Here is a 17,917-nt window from a genome sequence, read left to right on the forward strand (position 1 = left end):
GCGCGATGCCGCCGCCCGTCCAGGCACAGGAGTCTGGTCACCATGTTCGTGGCATGGAGAGATCTGAGATTCGCCAAAGGGCGGTTCACCCTGATGGGAACGGTGATCGTGCTGATCACCCTGCTCGTCGGGCTGCTGTCCGGGCTGACGGCCGGGCTCGCGCGGGAGAACATCTCGGCGATCACGGGGCTGCCCGCCGACCGTCTCGCCTTCGCCGCGCCCCCCTCCGGTCAGTCGGTGTCGTTCACCAATTCCTCCCTCACCGAGGACGCGTGGCGGAGCTGGGCCGGACGGCCGGGCGTGCGGGCCGCCGCGCCGATCGGCATCCGTACGCTGAACGCCTCCGCCGGGGACCGTACGGCGGCGGTCTCCGCCTTCGGTACCGAACCCTCGGCGCGGATCGCGCCCGGCAGCTCGAAGCTGGGTCCCGGAAAGGCGGTGCTCTCCGAGTCGGCCGCACAGGAGCTGGCGGCCGGGGTCGGGGACCGGGTACGGCTCGGCCCGCTGGAGGCGACGGTCTCGGCGGTCGCCGGAGACGCCTCGTACAGTCACACACCGGTCGTCTGGACCTCCCTCGACGACTGGCAGCGGCTCGGGCACAGCGGCACCATGCCCAAGGAGCAGGCCACCGTCATCGCCCTCACCCTCGCGAACGGCTCGGACGGCTCGGACGGGGTGGACCTCGCGGCCGGTGACCGGGCCGCCGGCACCCAGACGCGGACCGTCGACGAGGCCCTCACCGCCATAGGGTCCTACCAGGCCGAGAACGGCTCCCTGCAGCTGATGCGCGGCTTCCTCTTCGTCATCTCCGCGCTGGTCATAGGCGCCTTCTTCACCGTCTGGACGATCCAGCGCAGCGCGGACGTGGCCGTACTGAAGGCGCTCGGCGCCTCCACCCCGTACCTCCTCAAGGACGCGCTCGGGCAGGCGGTGCTGATGCTCGCGGCGGGAACGCTGCTCGGGACGGCGCTCGCCGTCGGCATCGGCGCGGTGGTCAGCGGCGGCGACGTGCCCTTCGTCCTCGAACCGCTGACCGTGCTCGGCCCGGCCGCCGTGATGATCGTCCTCGGCGTGCTGGGCGCGGCCCTCTCCATCCGGCGGATCACCGCCGTCGACCCGCTGACCGCACTCGGGAGCGCACGGTGACACTGCACCTCGACGACGTGACCCTCACCTACCCCGACGGCGACGGACGCCTGACGGCCCTCGACTCCGTCTCCCTCAAGGTCCCGGCCGGCACCCTCACCGCCGTCGTCGGCCCGTCCGGCTCCGGGAAGTCGAGCCTCCTGGCGGTCGCCGCGACGCTGGTGAGCCCCGACCGCGGCCGGGTCGTCGTGGACGGTACGGACACCGCCGGCCTCGACCGGGCAGGCAAGGCCGCGCTGCGCCGCGAACGCATCGGGATCGTCTTCCAGCAGCCCAATCTGCTGCCTTCGCTGACGGTCACCGAGCAACTGGAGGTGATGGCCCATCTCTCCGGCCGCCGGACGAAGGCAGTACGGGACCGGGCCCTGGCTCTCCTCGACGGGGTCGGCCTCGCCGACCTGGCGGCTCGCCGCCCGCACCAGCTCTCCGGAGGGCAGCGTCAGCGCGTCAACATCGCGCGGGCGCTGATGAACGACCCCGCGGTGCTGCTGGTCGACGAGCCGACGAGCGCCCTGGACCACGAGCGGGGAGCCGCCGTACTCGACCTGCTGGTGACGCTCACCCGGGAGCGGGGAACGGCCACGGTCCTGGTGACACATGACCGTGCACACCTGGAGCGGATGGACCGGACGGTGAGCGTCCAGGACGGCCGGCTGTCCGAGCCCACGGTCGAGCGGAGTTGAGGACCGCCCGGAACGGAGGGCGCGCAATGGGCACCGCTCCGGGCCCAGGACCCCGGGGCCAGGACCTCACGATCGGCCGGGGCCGATGCCTCCCAGGCCGGGACCCACGCCCGCGTCCGTCAGACATGAGTAAGGGCCCCCGGCCTGGCCGGGGGCCCTTCCATGCACGCTCGTCGGCCTGGCTCAGCCGTTGTTGTTGCCCGAGGTGTTCACCAGCGCCGTCGACAGCTCCCGCGCGACCTCCTGGAGGATCGGCACGATCTTCTCCGTCGCCGCCTCTGTCACCCGGCCCGCCGGGCCGGAGATCGAGATGGCCGCCGCGGTGGGGGAGTCGGGCACCGGCACCGCCAGGCAGCGGACTCCTATCTCCTGCTCGTTGTCGTCCACCGCGTAGCCCGTGCTGCGAACCTGCTCCAGAGCGGCGAGGAAGCCGTCGGGCGTCGTGATCGTCTTCTCCGTGGCGGCGGGCATGCCGGTACGGGCCAGCAGCGCCCGTACCTCCTCCGCCCGGGTGTGCGCGAGGAGCGCCTTGCCCACGCCGGTGGAGTGCGGCAGCACGCGCCGGCCGACCTCGGTGAACATACGCATGGAGTGCTTGGACGGCACCTGGGCGACGTAGACGATCTCGTCGCCGTCGAGGAGGGCCATGTTCGCGGTCTCGCCGGTCTCCTCGACCAGGCGGGCGAGATAGGGACGGGCCCACGTGCCCAGCAGCCGCGAGGCGGACTCGCCGAGCCGGATCAGCCGGGGGCCGAGGGCGTAGCGGCGGTTGGACTGCTGGCGTACGTAGCCGCAGGCGACCAGCGTGCGCATCAGCCGGTGGATGGTGGGCAGCGGAAGTCCGCTGCTGGCGGAGAGCTCACTGAGCCCGACCTCGCCCCCGGCGTCGGCCATCCGTTCCAGAAGGTCGAAGGCGCGCTCGAGGGACTGGACGCCACCGGTGGAGTTACCGGTGGATTTGGCGTCGGTGGTGCTGGCGCTGGACGTCGGCACGTCAAGTCCTTTCGGGGCAGGCGGGCAAGTCAGCAGCCTACCGGGCCGTTCCTCCGGACACACGGCCCCGGTACCGGCGTCCGCGCCGGTCAGGGGGGTGTTTGTCCGGTGTCGGCGGCCGCTCGCGGCGGTACCGGCCTTCCCGCATGTGCGGAGCTACGTTCTACTGTACGAAATTTCCATTCCACTTCATGGAAACGTCCAAGAGCTCGGTCGTGCGGGGCGCGAGTCGGGCGGATGCTGGATCTGCGTCCTTGACGCCGCGCGGTCCTAAGTGAAGACTCCTTCAACAGTTCGTTGAATTTCTGCTGGATGAGAGGGGCACGGGTGTCCGACCTCGACGTGAACCTGGTACTGCGTTCGACCCGCGTCGTCACCCCCGGGGGGACGCGCGCCGCATCGGTCGCCGTCGCCGACGGAAGGATCGCGGCCGTACTGCCGTACGACGCCGAGGTGCCGGCCGGCGCCCGCCTGGAGGACTTCGGCGACGACGTCGTCCTGCCCGGCCTCGTCGACACCCATGTGCATGTGAACGACCCCGGCCGCACCGAGTGGGAGGGCTTCTGGACCGCCACCCGCGCGGCCGCCGCCGGTGGCATCACCACCCTCCTCGACATGCCGCTCAACTCCATCCCGCCCACCACCACCGTCGACCACCTGCGGACCAAGCAGGAGGTCGCCCGGACCAAGGCCCACATCGACGTCGGCTTCTGGGGCGGCGCCCTGCCCGACAACGTCAAGGACCTGCGGCCGCTGCACGACGCGGGCGTCTTCGGCTTCAAGTGCTTCCTGTCGCCGTCCGGGGTGGACGAGTTCCCCTCGCTCGACCAGGACCAGCTCGCCCAGTCCCTGGCGGAGATCGCCGGTTTCGACGGGCTGATGATCGTGCACGCCGAGGACCCGCACCACCTCGCCGACGCGCCCCAGAAGAGCAGCGAGAAGTATGCCGACTTCCTCGCCTCGCGCCCCCGCGACGCCGAGAACACCGCGATCGAGAACCTGATCGCCCAGGCCCGCCGGCTCGGCGCCCGCGTCCACGTCCTGCACCTTTCCTCCTCCGACGCGCTGCCGCTGATCGCCGCCGCCAAGCGCGAGGGCGTCCAGGTCACCGTCGAGAGCTGTCCGCACTTCCTCACCCTCACGGCCGAGGAGATCCCGGACGGCGCCACCGAGTTCAAGTGCTGCCCGCCGATCCGCGAGGCCTCCAACCAGGACGCCCTGTGGCAGGGCCTGATCGACGGCACGATCGACTGCATCGTCTCGGACCACTCGCCGTCGACCGCCGACCTCAAGACCCCCGACTTCGCCTCCGCCTGGGGCGGCATCTCCTCCCTCCAGCTCGGCCTGCCGGCGATCTGGACCGAGGCCCGCCGCCGCGGCCGCACCCTCGACGACGTCGCCCGCTGGATGTCCACCGCCCCGGCCCGCCTGGCCGGCCTGCACCGCAAGGGCGCGATCGAGGCCGGACGCGACGCCGACTTCGCAGTCCTCGCACCCGACGAGACCTTCACGGTCGACCCGGCCGAGCTCCAGCACCGCAACCGCGTCACCGCCTACGCCGGCAAGACCCTGCACGGAGTCGTGAAGTCCACCTGGCTGCGCGGTGAGCGCATCGCCGACCACGGCAGCCTCGCCGAGCCGAGCGGCCGGCTCCTCGAAAGGAACAACTGAACCATGACGTCGATACCGAGCTTCACCGGTGACGCCAGCCCCTACGGCGGCGGCGACCCGTACGCCGACTACCGCACCGCCGACTTCCCCTTCACGCAGTACGCCGACCTCGCCGACCGGCGGCTCGGCGCGGGCGTGATCGCCGCCAACGACGAGTTCTTCGCCGAGCGCGAGAACATGCTCAAGCCGGAGGCCGCGGAGTTCGACCCCGAGCACTTCGGGCACAAGGGCAAGATCATGGACGGCTGGGAGACCCGCCGCCGCCGTGGTGTCTCCGCCCAGCAGCCGCACCCCACCGACGAGGACCACGACTGGGCGCTCGTACGCCTCGGCGCCCCCGGTGTCATCCGCGGCATCGTCGTCGACACCGCGCACTTCCGTGGCAACTACCCGCAGGCCGTCTCCGTCGAGGCGACCTCGGTCGCGGGCTCCCCGTCGCCCGAGGACCTGCTCGCCGACGACGTCAAGTGGGTGACGCTCGTACCCCGTACGGCCATCGGCGGTCACGCGGCGAACGGTTTCTCCGTCGACGTGGAGCAGCGCTTCACGCATCTGCGGGTCAACCAGCACCCGGACGGCGGCATCGCCCGTCTGCGCGTGTACGGCGAGGTCGCCCCCGACCCGGCGTGGCTGAACGTGCTCGGCACCTTCGACCTCGTGGCCCTGGAGAACGGCGGCCAGGTCGAGGACGCCTCCGACCGCTTCTACTCCCCGGCGACCAACACCATCCAGCCGGGACGCTCCCGCAAGATGGACGACGGCTGGGAGACCCGCCGCCGCCGTGACAAGGGCAACGACTGGATCCGCTACCAGCTGGTGGCCGAGTCGGAGATCCGCGCGGTCGAGATCGACACCGCGTACCTCAAGGGCAACAGCGCGGGCTGGGCGTCGCTGTCCGTGTCGGACGGCTCGGACAACTGGACCGAGGTCCTGCCCCGCACCCGCCTCCAGCCCGACACGAACCACCGCTTCGTGCTCGGCACCCCGGCGGTCGGTACGCACGTCCGGATCGACATCTACCCCGACGGCGGCATCTCCCGCCTCCGTCTCTTCGGCTCCCTCACGGCCGAGGGCTCGGCGCGGCTGACCGCACGCCACCAGGAGCTGGGCGGGTAACGACACCCCGCCCGATCGCGCGAGGGCGCACCGGCCCGACAGCACCGGTGCGCCCCGCGCGACTTTCACCGTTCGGCGCGTACCCCGGGCGCTGGCGGGTGTCGGACGGCGACCCGGCCGCAGGGCGATGACTTTTCCCGAGCGGTGGAGTCGGAGCTTGTGAGACACGATGGACCGGAGAGAAAGGCACCTGTCATGGCCAAGCTCACCCTCACCCAGTTCCTCTCGCTCGACGGCGTCTACCAGGCACCCGGCGGCCCGGACGAGGACCCCAGCGGCGGGTTCGACCAGGGCGGCTGGACCGTGCCGTACGCGGACGACGACTTCGGCGCCTTCATGGACGACGTCTTCTCGCGGCCCGCCGCCTTCCTGCTCGGCCGCCGCACGTACGAGATCTTCGCGAGCTACTGGCCCAGGATGACCGACCCCGACGACCCGATCGCCTCCAAGCTCAACTCCCTGCCCAAATACGTCGCGTCCACCACCCTGAGCTCGGCGGACTGGGCGGGCACCACGGTCCTCGGCGGGGACCTCGTCAAGGAGATCTGGGCGCTCAAGGAGCGCACCACCGACGGCGAGGTGCAGATGCACGGCAGCGGCGGCCTCGCCCAGTCCCTGATGGCGCACGACCTCATCGACACGCTGCATCTGCTGGTCTTCCCCGTCGTCCTGGGCAAGGGGCGCCGGCTGTTCGCCGAGGGCACGCAGCCGACCGCGTTCCGGCACACCGACGCCAGGACCACCGGTTCCGGCATCGCCGTCCACACCTACGAACTGGCGGGCCGGCCCGCGTACGGCTCCTACGTGTAGGAAACATCTGGCGCCCCGACCACGCCGCGGGTACGGTGATCGTCCCCGTGCGAGCCGCCGAAGTCTCCACCTCTTCCGACGTGTTGGAGCAGGCCCGCCGTGTCCACGATCGCCGCGTCCGTACCGCTGCCCGCCCCCCGCCGGGCCTGGCTCACCGACCTGCCCGTCCTGCTCGTCGCGGTCGTCTGGGGCGCCAGCTATCTGGCCGCCAAGGGCATCACGACCACCCACACCGTCGTCGCCGTCCTCGTGCTGCGCTTCGCCGTGGTCCTGCCCGTCCTCGTGGCGGCCGGGTGGCGACGGCTGCGCGCCCTCAGCGCCGCGCAGTGGCGCGGGGCGGGACTGCTCGGGCTCGTCCTCAGCGGGATCTTCCTCCTGGAGACGTACGGCGTCGTCCACACCTCGGCCACCAACGCCGGGCTCATCATCAGCCTCACGATGATCTTCACACCGCTGGCCGAGGCCGCGGTGACCGGCGTCCGGCCGCCCCGTGCCTTCCTCGCCGCGGCCGCGCTCTCGGTCGCCGGAGTCGTGCTGCTCACCCAGGGCGGCGGGTTCACCACCCCCTCGCTCGGCGACCTGCTGATCCTGCTGGCCGCCGTCGCGCGTACGGCGCACGTCCTCGCCATGTCCCGGATCAAGGCCGTCCAGGGCGCCGACGCCCTCTCCCTGACCACCGTCCAGCTCGGCGGCGCGGTCGCCGTCTTCGCGCTGCTCGCCGCCGTCCCCGGCACCGGCGCCTCGCCGTGGGCGGTGGCCGTCGGCTTCGGCCCCCGTGAGTGGGCCGGGCTGCTCTTCCTCTCCGTCTTCTGCACGCTCTTCGCCTTCTTCGTACAGATGTGGGCCGTGCGCCGCACCTCGCCCTCCCGGGTCAGCCTGCTGCTCGGCACCGAACCGCTGTGGGCGGCGGCCGTCGGCATCGCCCTCGGCGGCGAACACCTCGGCGCCGTCGGCCTGTTCGGCGCGGTGCTCGTCCTCGCCGGCACCAGCTGGGGCCGCCGGGCCGCCGCCACCGCCTAGCGACCCCGCGACCTCAGGCCTTCGAGGACCGGTCGGCGATCATCAGCATGGCGAAGCCGAGCACCGCGAGCACGATGTGCGCGAAGAGTTCACGGCCCTGGAGGAAACCGATGTGGTCGGTGAGGAAGCGGGTGAAACCGAAGATCGAGAACCATCCGTCGGTCAGCTCCCGCAGCACCCCGGCACCGCCCACGATCAGCAGCGCCATGCCCACGAGCTCCAGAATCTTCTTCATGGACCGAGCGTGATCCACCGCGACCGGCCCGCGCGTCCTGCCTCGGAATGCGGCGCCGGGCCGAAAGTATCCGCTGCCGGTGGCCGTGTACGACTTTGGTAGCTTCCCGCCGCCACGAGCCCGCCGGACGCCCCCCGCCTGCGTAACTTTGTCGACATGACGCGTACGGAATACCCCTGGCTGCTCCCCTCGGCCATGGCGGACCCCCTCGACCCCGAACTGCCGGGGGACCGGGCCGGCGGACGCGGCCGAAGCCGCCCGCGCCGGACCGTACGCGACTGGATCGTCGACACCGTCGGGTTCGTCCTCGCCGCCTTCATCGGGCTGCTCTCCGTCGAGGCCAGCGAGCAGTACGGCAACTCGGACGTGATCACCTTCGCCGACCAGCTCGTCGGCGCCGCCGCCTGCTGCGCCCTGTGGCTGCGCCGCCGCTGGCCCGTCGGTCTCGCCCTGATCCTCTCCGTGACCCAAACGATCGCCCCCTCGACCGGCGGCGCCCTCCTCGTCGCCCTCTTCGGCGTCGCCGTGCACCGGCCGTTCAAGCAGGTCGCGCTCGTCACCTCGGCAGCCCTGGCGAGCGGCGTCGTCCAGGTCTTCGTCCGGCCCGACCCGACCGTCCACCCGGTCCTCGGCGTCGTCATCGCCGTCCTGCTCGTCCTGCTGGTCACCGGCTGGGGAATGCTCGTACGCGCCCGGCGCCAGCTCGTCGTCGCGCTGCGCGAACGGGCCCGCCGCGCCGAGGCCGAGGCGGAGCTCCGCGCCCAGCAGGCCCAGCGCGCCGCCCGCGAGGCCATCGCCAGGGAGATGCACGACGTCCTCGCCCACCGCCTCACCCTCCTCAGCGTGCACGCCGGCGCCCTGGAGTTCCGGCCCGACGCCCCCACCGCCGAGATCGCCCGCGCCGCCGGAGTGATCCGCGACAGCGCCCACGAGGCCCTCCAGGACCTCCGCGAGATCATCGGCGTGCTGCGCGCCCCCGGCGACCAGGGCGAGGGCGACCGGCCGCAGCCCACCCTCGCCACCCTCGACGCGCTGATCTCCGAATCCCGGCAGGCCGGCATGACCGTCGCCCTCGACAACACCGTCGGCGACCCGGCCACCGTCCCCGCCGCCACCGGCCGCACGGTCTACCGCATCGCCCAGGAGGGCCTCACCAACGCCCGTAAACACGCCCCCGGCACCGAGGTGACCGTCACCGTACGCGGCCGGCCCGGCGAGGGGCTCACCGTCGGCGTCCACAACCCCGCGCCCACCGGCCCCGTGCCCCACGTCCCGGGGTCGGGCCAGGGCCTGATCGGGCTGACCGAGCGCGCCACCCTCGCCGGTGGCCGGATGGACCACGGCGCCGCCCCCGACGGCGGGTTCGCACTCCACGCCTGGCTACCGTGGCCGTCATGACGATCCGGCTGCTCATCATCGACGACGACCCGCTGGTCCGGGCGGGCCTCTCCTTCATGCTCGGGGGCGCCGAGGACATCGAGATCGTCGGCGAGGGCTCCGACGGCGCCGAGGTCCCGGAGCTCGTCGCCGCCCACGCCCCCGACGTCGTCCTGATGGACATCCGGATGCCGCGGGTCGACGGACTGACCGCCACCGAACGGCTGCGGGCCCGGCCCGATGCCCCCGACGTCGTCGTGCTCACCACCTTCCACGCCGACGAGCAGGTCCTGCGCGCGCTGCGGGCAGGCGCGGCGGGGTTCGTCCTCAAGGACACCGCCCCGGCCGACATCGTGGCGTCCGTACGGCGCGTGGCGGCCGGCGACCCGGTCCTGTCGCCCGCCGTCACCCGGCAGTTGATGACCCATGTCGCCGACACCGCCGAGCACCCCCGCAGGGCCGCCGCCGGCGTCCGGCTCGCCGAACTCGCCCAGCGGGAGCGGGAGGTGGCCGTCGCCGTGGGCCAGGGCCGGTCCAACGCCGAGATCGCCTCGGCCCTTTACATGAGCGTGCCGACCGTCAAGACCCATGTCTCGCGCATCCTCGCCAAGCTCGGCCTCAACAACCGCGTCCAGATCGCGCTGCTCGTCCATGACGCGGGCCTGCTCGACGACGAGAGCGCGTGAGGCGGCCCGGGCCGGCCCGGGCCCCGTCGTCGATCTGAAGGCGCGCGGCGGCGGGTCGACCGCGGACCCCCACCCGTGACCCCGACCCGTGACCGTCAGCCGGTGACCTTGCCGACCGCCGGCCCGGCGTCCGCCCGTACCTCCGTGATCGGCACCGGGCGGCGGTCGCGGCGCGAGCGCTCGCACGCCTCGGCGATCCGCAGCGCGGTGAGGGCCTCGCGCCCGTCGCAGGGGTTGGCCGCCTGGCCGCGCACGAGCCGGACGAAGGTGTCCAGCTCCGCCTCGTACGCGGGGGCGAACCGCTCCAGGAAGCCCGGCCAGGGCTTGTCGGCGGGCGCGGGCCCCAGCGGTTCGACGGAGGTGAGCGGGGTGCGGTCGTCCAGCCCGACGGCGATCTGGTCCAGCTCCCCGGCCAGCTCCATCCGTACGTCGTACCCCGCGCCGTTGCAGCGGGTCGCCGTCGCCGTGGCGAGCGTGCCGTCGTCGAGGGTGAGCAGGACGGCGGCGGTGTCCACGTCGCCGCTCTCGCGGAACATCGCCGGGCCGGCGTCCGAGCCGGCCGCGTACACCTCGGTGACCTCGCGGCCGGTCACCCAGCGCAGGATGTCGAAGTCGTGGACCAGGCAGTCCCGGTACAGGCCGCCCGAGAGCGGCAGATAGGCCGCGGGCGGCGGCGCCGGGTCGGAGGTGGCGGCGCGGACGGTGTGCAGCCGCCCGAGCCGGCCCGACCGTACGGCCTCACGGGCGGCCCGGTAACCGGCGTCGAACCGGCGCATGAAACCGAGCTGGAGCTCGGTGCCCGCCGCCTCCACCGCCGCCAGCGCGCCGAGGGTGCCGGGCAGGTCGAGGGCGATCGGCTTCTCGCAGAAGGCCGGCAGCCCGGCGCGGGCGGCGCGGGCGATGAGCTCGGCGTGCGCCGCGGTCGCCGAGGTGATCACGACGGCGTCCAGGCCGTCGGCGAAGAGCGCGTCGACGCCCGGCGCCACGTCCACACCAAGGGTTTCGGCGACCCGCGCCGCGCGGGCCGTGTCCGCGTCCGCCACCACCAGCGACTCCACCGCCTCATGACGGCTGAGAACGCCCGCGTGGAAAGTTCCGATACGTCCCGTTCCGATCAGTCCGATGCGCATGGCCCCAAGGTGGTGCCGAGCAGTCGTCATGTCAAGAGTTTGTCCTGACAATCGAACTTCACGACTTCCCGTCAACATGCGCGGCGACTAGGCTCGGCCCGTGCCCCAGCAGCCGCAGCCGCTTCCCCTCCGCGTGGACCGTACGAGCCCCGTCCCGCTCTACTTCCAGCTGGCCCAGCAGCTGGAGGCGGCCATCGAGACCGGGGCCCTGACCCCCGGCACCCTGCTCGGCAACGAGATCGACCTCGCGGGCCGGCTCGGCCTGTCCCGGCCCACCGTCCGCCAGGCGATCCAGTCCCTGGTCGACAAGGGCCTGCTGGTGCGCCGCCGTGGCGTCGGCACCCAGGTCGTCCACAGCCAGGTCAAGCGCCCCCTGGAGCTCAGCAGCCTCTACGACGACCTGGAGGCGGCCGGCCAGCGGCCCGCCACGATCGTCCTGGCCAACCGGATCGAACCGGCCACCGCGCCGGTCGCCGCCGCGCTCGGCATCCCCCAGGGCAGCGACGTGCGGTACGTCGAGCGGCTGCGCTGCGCGCATGACGAGCCCATGGCCCGGCTGCGCAACCACCTCCCGGCCGCCCTGCTCGACCTGGACACCGAGCTCCTGGAGGCGACCGGCCTGTACCGGCTGATGCGCGACGCCGGCATCACCCTGCACAGCGCGCGGCAGACCGTCGGCGCCCGCGCCGCGACCCCCGCCGAGGCCGAGCTGCTCACCGAGAAGGAGGGTGCGCCGCTGCTGACCATGGAGCGCACCACCTTCGACGACACCGGGCGGGCCGTCGAGTTCGGCTCGCACGTCTACCGGGCCTCGCGCTACTCCTTCGAGTTCCAGCTTCTGGTCCGACCGTAGGTTTCGGTCAGACCGTAAGAATGTTCTGACAAATGCATTGACGCGTTCGCATCAGAGTCGTAGAACCGGAACGGCATGACCGATACTGCAGTGCACACAGCAGGGCAAGCGGGACAGCGGAACAGCAGGAGGGGCGCGTCGTGACCAACGCTCGGACAGGGGTACGTGCGATCGGCGCGGTACTGGCGGCGACACTGCTCGCGGCCGGACTGACGGCCTGCAGCAGCACCGGAGGCAAGCGCGCCGAGGACGCCCGCAAGGCGGCCGCCGCCGAAGGCCGGGCCGCGGTGAACACCCCACGCTGGACCTTCGCGATGGTCACCCACTCGGGCGACGGCGACACCTTCTGGGACATCGTCCAGAACGGCGCCAAGCAGGCCGCCGTCAAGGACAACATCAACTTCCTCTACTCGCACAGCGACGAGGCCAAGGAACAGGCCCAGCTGATCGACGCGGCCGTCGACAAGAAGGTCGACGGACTGATCGTCACCCTCGCCAAGCCGGACGCCATGAAGGCCGCCGTAGCCCGCGCCGTCAAGGCCGGCATTCCGGTGATCACCGTCAACTCCGGCTCCGAACAGTCCAAGGCCTTCGGGGCGCTCACCCACATCGGCCAGGACGAGACCGTCGCCGGTGAGGCGGTCGGCGACGAGCTCGACGAGCGCGGCCGGAAGAAGGCGCTGTGCGTCCTGCACGAGCAGGGCAACGTCGGCCACGAACAGCGCTGCGCCGGAGTGAAGAAGACCTTCGGCGGAGAGCTCCAGAACCTCTACGTCGACGGCACCAACATGCCCGACGTGAAGGCCTCCATCGAGGCCAAACTCCAGGCCGACCCGGCCATCGACGCCGTCGTCACCCTCGGCGCGCCCTTCGCGGACGCCGCCGTCCAGGCCAGGAAGACCGCAGGCAGCAAGGCCGAGATCGACACCTTCGACCTCAACGCCAAGGTCGCCGCCGCCCTGAGCGCCGGCACGCTCGGCTTCGCCGTCGACCAGCAGCCCTACCTCCAGGGCTACCAGGCCGTGGACCTGCTCTGGCTCTACCGCTACAACGCCGACGTCCTCGGCGGCGGCCGCCCCGTGCTGACCGGCCCGCAGATCATCAACGACAAGGACGCGGCCAAGCTCCAGGAGTACGCGGAGCGGGGGACCCGATGAGCACCACCGCACCGCCCGCCAAGGACGCCATCGACGAACGGCTCCTGCACACCTCGCCGCTGCGCCGGCTCCTCGGCCGCCCGGAGCTGGGCTCGGTCGTCGGCGCCGCCGCCGTCTTCCTCTTCTTCTCACTGGTCGCCGACAGCTTCCTGCGCGCCGCCAGTCTCGGCACGGTGCTCTACGCCGCCTCCACCATCGGCATCATGGCCGTCCCCGTCGCCCTGCTGATGATCGGCGGCGAGTTCGACCTCTCCGCGGGCGTGATGGTCACCAGCGCGGCGCTCGTCTCGTCGATGTTCAGCTTCCAGATGACCGCGAACGTCTGGGTGGGCGTCGGCGTCTCGCTCCTGACCACCCTGGCCTTCGGGTTCTTCAACGGCTTCATGCTGACCCGCACCAAGCTGCCGAGCTTCATCATCACGCTCGGCACGTTCCTGATGCTGACCGGCCTGAACCTCGGTCTCACCAAGCTCATCAGCGGCACGGTCTCCACCAAGACCATCGCCGACATGGAGGGCTTCACCTCCGCCCGATCCCTCTTCGCGTCCGAGCTCGTCCTCGGCGGCGTCGCCCTCAAGGTCACCATCCTGTGGTGGTTCGCCCTGGTCGCCCTCGCCACCTGGATCCTGCTCCGCACCCGCTTCGGCAACTGGATCTTCGCGGTCGGCGGCGGCTCCGACGCCGCCCGCGCGGTCGGCGTCCCCGTCGTGAAGACCAAGATCGGCCTCTACATGGGCGTGGCGTTCTGCGCCTGGATCTCCGGCCAGCACCTGCTCTTCTCGTTCGACGTCGTGCAGTCCGGCGAGGGCGTCGGCAACGAGCTGATCTACATCATCGCGGCCGTCATCGGCGGCTGCCTGATCACCGGCGGCTACGGCTCCGCGATCGGCTCCGCCGTCGGCGCCTTCATCTTCGGCATGACCAGCAAGGGCATCGTGTACGCGGAGTGGAACCCGGACTGGTTCAAGTTCTTCCTCGGAGCCATGCTCCTTCTGGCGACCCTGCTCAACGCCTGGGTCCGCAAGCGCGCGGAGGCGACCGCATGACCGCCCGGCAGACCCCGCTCGTCGAACTCGACGGCGTCAGCAAGTACTACGGCAACATCCGCGCCCTCGAAGGGGTCTCCCTGGAGGTCCACGCGGGGGAGATCACCTGTGTGCTCGGCGACAACGGCGCCGGCAAGTCCACCCTCATCAAGATCATCGCCGGGCTGCACGGCCACGACGCGGGCACCTTCCGCGTCGAGGGCGAGGAGACCTCCCTCGCCAACCCCCGCGACGCCCTCGACCGGGGCATCGCCACGGTCTACCAGGACCTCGCCGTCGTCCCCCTGATGCCGGTCTGGCGCAACTTCTTCCTCGGCTCCGAACCGACCAAGGGCGCCGGCCCCTTCAAGCGCCTCGACGTCGACCGCATGCGCCGCACCACCCACGCGGAACTGCTGCGCATGGGGATCGACCTGCGCGACGTCGACCAGCCGATCGGCACCCTCTCCGGCGGTGAACGCCAGTGCGTGGCGATCGCCCGCGCCGTCCACTTCGGCGCCAAGGTCCTCGTCCTCGACGAGCCGACCGCCGCGCTCGGCGTCAAGCAGTCCGGAGTGGTCCTCAAGTACGTGGCCGCCGCCCGCGACGCGGGACTCGGCGTCGTACTGATCACCCACAACCCCCACCACGCCTATCTCGTCGGCGACCGCTTCGTCCTGCTCAAGCGCGGCAGCATGTCCGGCAGCCACACCAAGGACTCCATCACCCTGGACGAGCTGACCCGCCAGATGGCCGGCGGCAGCGAGCTGGAGGACCTGCGCCACGAACTCGAGCGCCCCTCGTCGTCGTGACCGGCGCCGGAGGGTACCTGGCAGAATCGAACCGATGAGTACGTACCGCGACCTCAACAACCGAGGCTCCGCCCGGGCCACCGTCCTGCGGACCGTCGGCACCCGCGAGCGGCGCTCCCATCTCACCGCCCCCCGGGTCCCCACCGTCGGCATCGACATCGGCGGTACGAAGGTGATGGCCGGAGTCGTCGACGCGGACGGGGTCATCCTCGAGAAGATCAAGACCGAGACGCCGGACAAGTCCAAGAGCCCCAAGGTCGTCGAGGACACCATCACCGAACTCGTCCTGGACCTCTCCGACCGGCACGACGTGCACGCCGTCGGCATCGGCGCGGCCGGCTGGGTCGACGCCGAACGGGCCACGGTCCTGTTCGCCCCCCATCTGGCCTGGCGCAACGAACCGCTGCGCGACGCCCTCCAGGCTCGGCTCGCCGTCCCCGTCATGGTCGACAACGACGCCAACACCGCCGCCTGGGCGGAGTGGCGGTTCGGCGCCGGCCGCGGCGAGGACCACCTCGTCATGATCACGCTCGGCACCGGCATCGGCGGCGCGATCCTCGAAGGCGGCCAGGTCAAGCGCGGCAAGTACGGCGTCGCCGGAGAGTTCGGCCATATGCAGGTCGTCCCCGGCGGACACCGCTGCCCCTGCGGCAACCGCGGCTGCTGGGAGCAGTACAGCTCCGGCAACGCCCTGGTCCGCGAGGCCCGGGAACTGGCCGCCGCCGACTCCCCGGTCGCGTACAACATCATCGAGCGGGTCAAGGGCAACGTCCCGGATATCACGGGCCCGCTCATCACCGAGCTGGCCCGCGAGGGCGACGCCATGTGCGTCGAGCTGTTCCAGGACATCGGCCAGTGGCTCGGCGTCGGCATCGCCAACCTCGCCGCCGCCCTCGACCCCTCCTGCTTCGTGATCGGCGGCGGCGTCAGCGCCGCCGACGACCTGCTGATCGGGCCCGCCCGGGACGCCTTCCGCCGCCACCTCACCGGCCGCGGCTACCGCCCCGAGGCGAGGATCACCAAGGCCCAGCTCGGCCCCGAGGCGGGTATGGTCGGTGCGGCCGACCTCGCCCGGCTCGTCGCGCGCCGCTTCCGCCGCGCCAACCGCCGCCGGGTCGAGCGGCACGAACGGTACGAGCGCTACGCCCAGGCCCTGCGCAACGGCAGCGCCGCCCGCGTCACCCGTACCACCAGCACCGACGGCAACACCCAGGACCCCACACCATGACCGTGCCCCACCAGACGACGTCCCCCGACGCGGACCCCGCCGGCAAGCCTCCCGAGGGCCGGCGCCGGATGATCGGACGCCGCTGGCTCACCGCGATCGTGATCGTGCTCCTCATCGGCATCCCGGCCGGCTACCTCGTGGTCTCCGCCGAACAGAGCCGTGACAGCGGCCGCGACAAGGAGGCCGAGTCCTCCGCCACCGGGCTGCGGGACTACTGGCCCTCCCTGATGAAGCGCCGCATCTTCGAGGTCCCCATCCCGGCCGGCTCCAGCCGCGTCTCCTACTTCGAGACCAGCAACTGGAAGTCCAGCCGGCTCTACGTGCAGTTCACCACCAGCGCCGCCAACCTCGACGACTTCCTGCTGCACGTCGGCTCCAGCCGTGACCGGCTCGAACCCGGTGAGGTCACCATCACCGGCCGGGACGCCGACGTCGTCGGCTGGCACTTCCCGGACGCCCACGACTGGGCCGGTACCACGATCCACCGCGAAGATCCACGGCCCACACAGAACATCACCGTGGACTTCACCGATCCTGCCGCACCGCGCGTCTACGTCGTCTCCACCACCACCCCCTGACCCAAAGCCGCAGGTCGGCTCATTACCCTGGCGCGCGTGAGTGAGACGCAGACGCCCCCGGCTCCGACGACGCCGACCCAGGATCAGCAGGCCCAGGACCTCCCTCAGGCATCCAGGACCCTGCAGTACCGCAGCGACGGCCCCGACGACGCCCCGGTCCTCATCCTCGGCCCCTCGCTCGGCACCACGCTGCACATGTGGGACCGGCAGATACCCGAGCTGGCGCGCCAGTGGCGGGTGATCCGCTTCGACCTGCCCGGCCACGGCGGCGCCCCCGCCCACCCCGCGCGTTCCGTCTCCGGCCTCGCCGACCGGCTGCTCGCCACCCTCGACGAGCTCGGCGTCCAGCGCTTCGGCTACGCAGGCTGCTCCATCGGCGGCGCCATCGGCATCGACCTCGCCCTGCGGGCCCCGCACCGGGTCGCCTCCCTCGCCCTGATCGCCGCCTCGCCGCGGTTCGGCACCGCCGACGAGTTCCGCCACCGGGGCGTCATCGTCCGCACCAACGGCCTCGACCCGATGGCCCGCACCGCCCCCGAGCAGTGGTTCACCCCGGGATTCGCCGCCGCCCAGCCCGCGATCGTCGAATGGGCCGTGCAGATGGTCCGCACCACCGACCCCGGCTGCTACATCGCCGCCTGCGAAGCCCTGGCCGCCTTCGACGTACGGGTCGACCTCGGCCGCATCGGTGTCCCCACCCTCGTCCTGGTCGGCTCCGAGGACCAGGTCACCGGCCCCGCCGAGGCCCGCACGCTCGTGGCCGGGATCCCGGACGCCCCTCTCGCCGTCGTCCCGGGCGCCTCCCACCTCGCCCCCGTGGAGCAGCCCGCGGCCGTAACCGACCTGCTGGTCAGCCACTTCGCGACGGCGTGGGTGGACACCCTGCCCGCGATCCCCGCGCCCCCGCCGATGCCCGCCCTCTCGGCCCCCGCCGCCCCCGTCGCCGAGATCGCGCCCGCCCCGGAGCCCGTCCCGCACGACGCCGCCGGCGGCCGCCCCGACCCGTACGACGCCGGGCTCAAGCTGCGCCGCGAAGTCCTCGGCGACGCCCATGTCGACGCCGCCCTCGGCACCGGCGACGGTTTCACCGCCGACTTCCAGGAACTGATCACCCGCTACGCCTGGGGCGAGGTGTGGACGCGCGACGGCCTCGACCGCCGTACGCGCAGCTGCATCACCCTCACCGCCCTGATCGCCGGCGGCCATCTGGAGGAGCTCGCCCTGCACACCCGCGCCGCCCTGCGCAACGGCCTCGCCCCCGCCGAGATCAAGGAAGTGCTGATGCAGACGGCCGTCTACTGCGGGGTGCCGGCGGCGAACAGCGCCTTCCGCGTGGTCCAGCAGGTGATCAGGGAGGAGACCACCCCGCGAGGGTAGGGTGACGCCCGTACCGGCGT

Annotated in this window: 18 protein-coding genes; 15 read left to right on the forward strand and 3 right to left on the reverse strand. The window is 72.0% G+C overall.

All coding sequences use genetic code 11. The annotated features are described in order from the left end of the window. Positions 1–42: 42 nt before the first annotated feature. Both IEZ01_RS25675 and IEZ01_RS25680 read left to right on the forward strand, forming a co-directional pair. On the forward strand, positions 43–1,146 hold the full coding sequence (locus IEZ01_RS25675) for an ABC transporter permease (protein WP_028798130.1): 1,104 nt from the start codon (positions 43–45) through the stop codon (positions 1,144–1,146). After that, entirely contained in the window at positions 1,143–1,829 is a 687-nt protein-coding gene (locus IEZ01_RS25680) for an ABC transporter ATP-binding protein (protein WP_019890393.1), read from the forward strand. The genes IEZ01_RS25675 and IEZ01_RS25680 overlap by 4 nt, the downstream gene beginning before the upstream one ends. 183 nt (positions 1,830–2,012) lie before the next feature. Here the strand turns inward: IEZ01_RS25680 and IEZ01_RS25685 are convergent, their stop codons facing one another. Continuing rightward, on the reverse strand, positions 2,013–2,822 hold the full coding sequence (locus IEZ01_RS25685) for an IclR family transcriptional regulator (RefSeq protein WP_019890394.1): 810 nt from the start codon (positions 2,820–2,822) through the stop codon (positions 2,013–2,015). A 327-nt stretch (positions 2,823–3,149) separates the two neighbouring features. Here IEZ01_RS25685 and allB point away from each other — a divergent pair, with 327 nt between their 5' ends. The 4 genes from allB to IEZ01_RS25705 all read left to right on the forward strand — a co-directional run bounded on the left by allB (position 3,150) and on the right by IEZ01_RS25705 (position 7,439). Further along, entirely contained in the window at positions 3,150–4,493 is a 1,344-nt protein-coding gene (gene allB, locus IEZ01_RS25690) for an allantoinase AllB (protein ID WP_189203992.1), read from the forward strand. A 3-nt stretch (positions 4,494–4,496) separates the two neighbouring features. After that, entirely contained in the window at positions 4,497–5,609 is a 1,113-nt protein-coding gene (alc, locus tag IEZ01_RS25695; RefSeq protein WP_019890396.1) for an allantoicase, read from the forward strand. A 195-nt stretch (positions 5,610–5,804) separates the two neighbouring features. Then, positions 5,805–6,419 carry a dihydrofolate reductase family protein gene (locus tag IEZ01_RS25700; RefSeq protein WP_019890397.1) on the forward strand — a complete coding sequence of 205 codons (615 nt, stop codon included), beginning with the start codon at positions 5,805–5,807 and terminating at the stop codon, positions 6,417–6,419. Between the two features lie 99 nt (positions 6,420–6,518). Continuing rightward, entirely contained in the window at positions 6,519–7,439 is a 921-nt protein-coding gene (locus IEZ01_RS25705) for a DMT family transporter (protein WP_019890398.1), read from the forward strand. 13 nt (positions 7,440–7,452) lie between these two features. On the opposite strand, the gene IEZ01_RS25710 is transcribed toward IEZ01_RS25705, so the two are convergent. Continuing rightward, on the reverse strand, positions 7,453–7,674 hold the full coding sequence (locus tag IEZ01_RS25710; RefSeq protein WP_019890399.1) for a hypothetical protein: 222 nt from the start codon (positions 7,672–7,674) through the stop codon (positions 7,453–7,455). Positions 7,675–7,830: 156 nt separating this feature from the next. Between IEZ01_RS25710 and IEZ01_RS25715 the strand changes: the two genes are divergently transcribed. Then, the gene (locus IEZ01_RS25715) at positions 7,831–9,072 is read left to right on the forward strand and encodes a sensor histidine kinase (protein ID WP_189203995.1); all 1,242 of its coding nucleotides are present in this window, start codon (positions 7,831–7,833) and stop codon (positions 9,070–9,072) included. Further along, on the forward strand, positions 9,069–9,737 hold the full coding sequence (locus IEZ01_RS25720; protein ID WP_040875735.1) for a response regulator: 669 nt from the start codon (positions 9,069–9,071) through the stop codon (positions 9,735–9,737). Before IEZ01_RS25715 ends, IEZ01_RS25720 begins: the two co-directional genes overlap by 4 nt. Positions 9,738–9,832: 95 nt before the next feature. Here IEZ01_RS25720 and IEZ01_RS25725 read toward each other — a convergent pair whose 3' ends face one another. Continuing rightward, positions 9,833–10,867, reverse strand: a complete 1,035-nt coding sequence (locus IEZ01_RS25725; protein WP_189203997.1) for a Gfo/Idh/MocA family protein — start codon at positions 10,865–10,867, stop codon at positions 9,833–9,835. A 133-nt stretch (positions 10,868–11,000) separates the two neighbouring features. Between IEZ01_RS25725 and IEZ01_RS25730 the strand changes: the two genes are divergently transcribed. The 7 genes from IEZ01_RS25730 to pcaDC all read left to right on the forward strand — a co-directional run bounded on the left by IEZ01_RS25730 (position 11,001) and on the right by pcaDC (position 17,897). After that, positions 11,001–11,720 (forward strand): GntR family transcriptional regulator, encoded by a 720-nt coding sequence (locus IEZ01_RS25730; protein WP_189204053.1) that lies wholly within the window; start codon positions 11,001–11,003, stop codon positions 11,718–11,720. A gap of 170 nt (positions 11,721–11,890) precedes the next feature. Then, entirely contained in the window at positions 11,891–12,877 is a 987-nt protein-coding gene (locus IEZ01_RS25735; RefSeq protein WP_063828536.1) for a sugar ABC transporter substrate-binding protein, read from the forward strand. After that, a complete protein-coding gene (locus IEZ01_RS25740; protein ID WP_019890405.1) occupies positions 12,874–13,923 on the forward strand; it encodes an ABC transporter permease in 1,050 nt (349 codons plus the stop codon). The genes IEZ01_RS25735 and IEZ01_RS25740 overlap by 4 nt, the downstream gene beginning before the upstream one ends. Then, on the forward strand, positions 13,920–14,714 hold the full coding sequence (locus IEZ01_RS25745) for an ATP-binding cassette domain-containing protein (protein ID WP_189203999.1): 795 nt from the start codon (positions 13,920–13,922) through the stop codon (positions 14,712–14,714). Before IEZ01_RS25740 ends, IEZ01_RS25745 begins: the two co-directional genes overlap by 4 nt. 34 nt (positions 14,715–14,748) lie before the next feature. Further along, positions 14,749–15,942, forward strand: a complete 1,194-nt coding sequence (locus IEZ01_RS25750) for an ROK family glucokinase (RefSeq protein WP_019890407.1) — start codon at positions 14,749–14,751, stop codon at positions 15,940–15,942. Then, a complete protein-coding gene (locus IEZ01_RS25755; protein WP_189204001.1) occupies positions 15,939–16,520 on the forward strand; it encodes a hypothetical protein in 582 nt (193 codons plus the stop codon). The genes IEZ01_RS25750 and IEZ01_RS25755 overlap by 4 nt, the downstream gene beginning before the upstream one ends. A gap of 36 nt (positions 16,521–16,556) precedes the next feature. Then, the gene (pcaDC, locus tag IEZ01_RS25760; RefSeq protein WP_019890409.1) at positions 16,557–17,897 is read left to right on the forward strand and encodes a bifunctional 3-oxoadipate enol-lactonase/4-carboxymuconolactone decarboxylase PcaDC; all 1,341 of its coding nucleotides are present in this window, start codon (positions 16,557–16,559) and stop codon (positions 17,895–17,897) included. The last annotated feature ends 20 nt before the right edge of the window (positions 17,898–17,917 follow it).

This window comes from Streptomyces purpureus (genome assembly GCF_014648195.1).
GTDB classification, from domain to species: domain Bacteria; phylum Actinomycetota; class Actinomycetes; order Streptomycetales; family Streptomycetaceae; genus Streptomyces; species Streptomyces purpureus.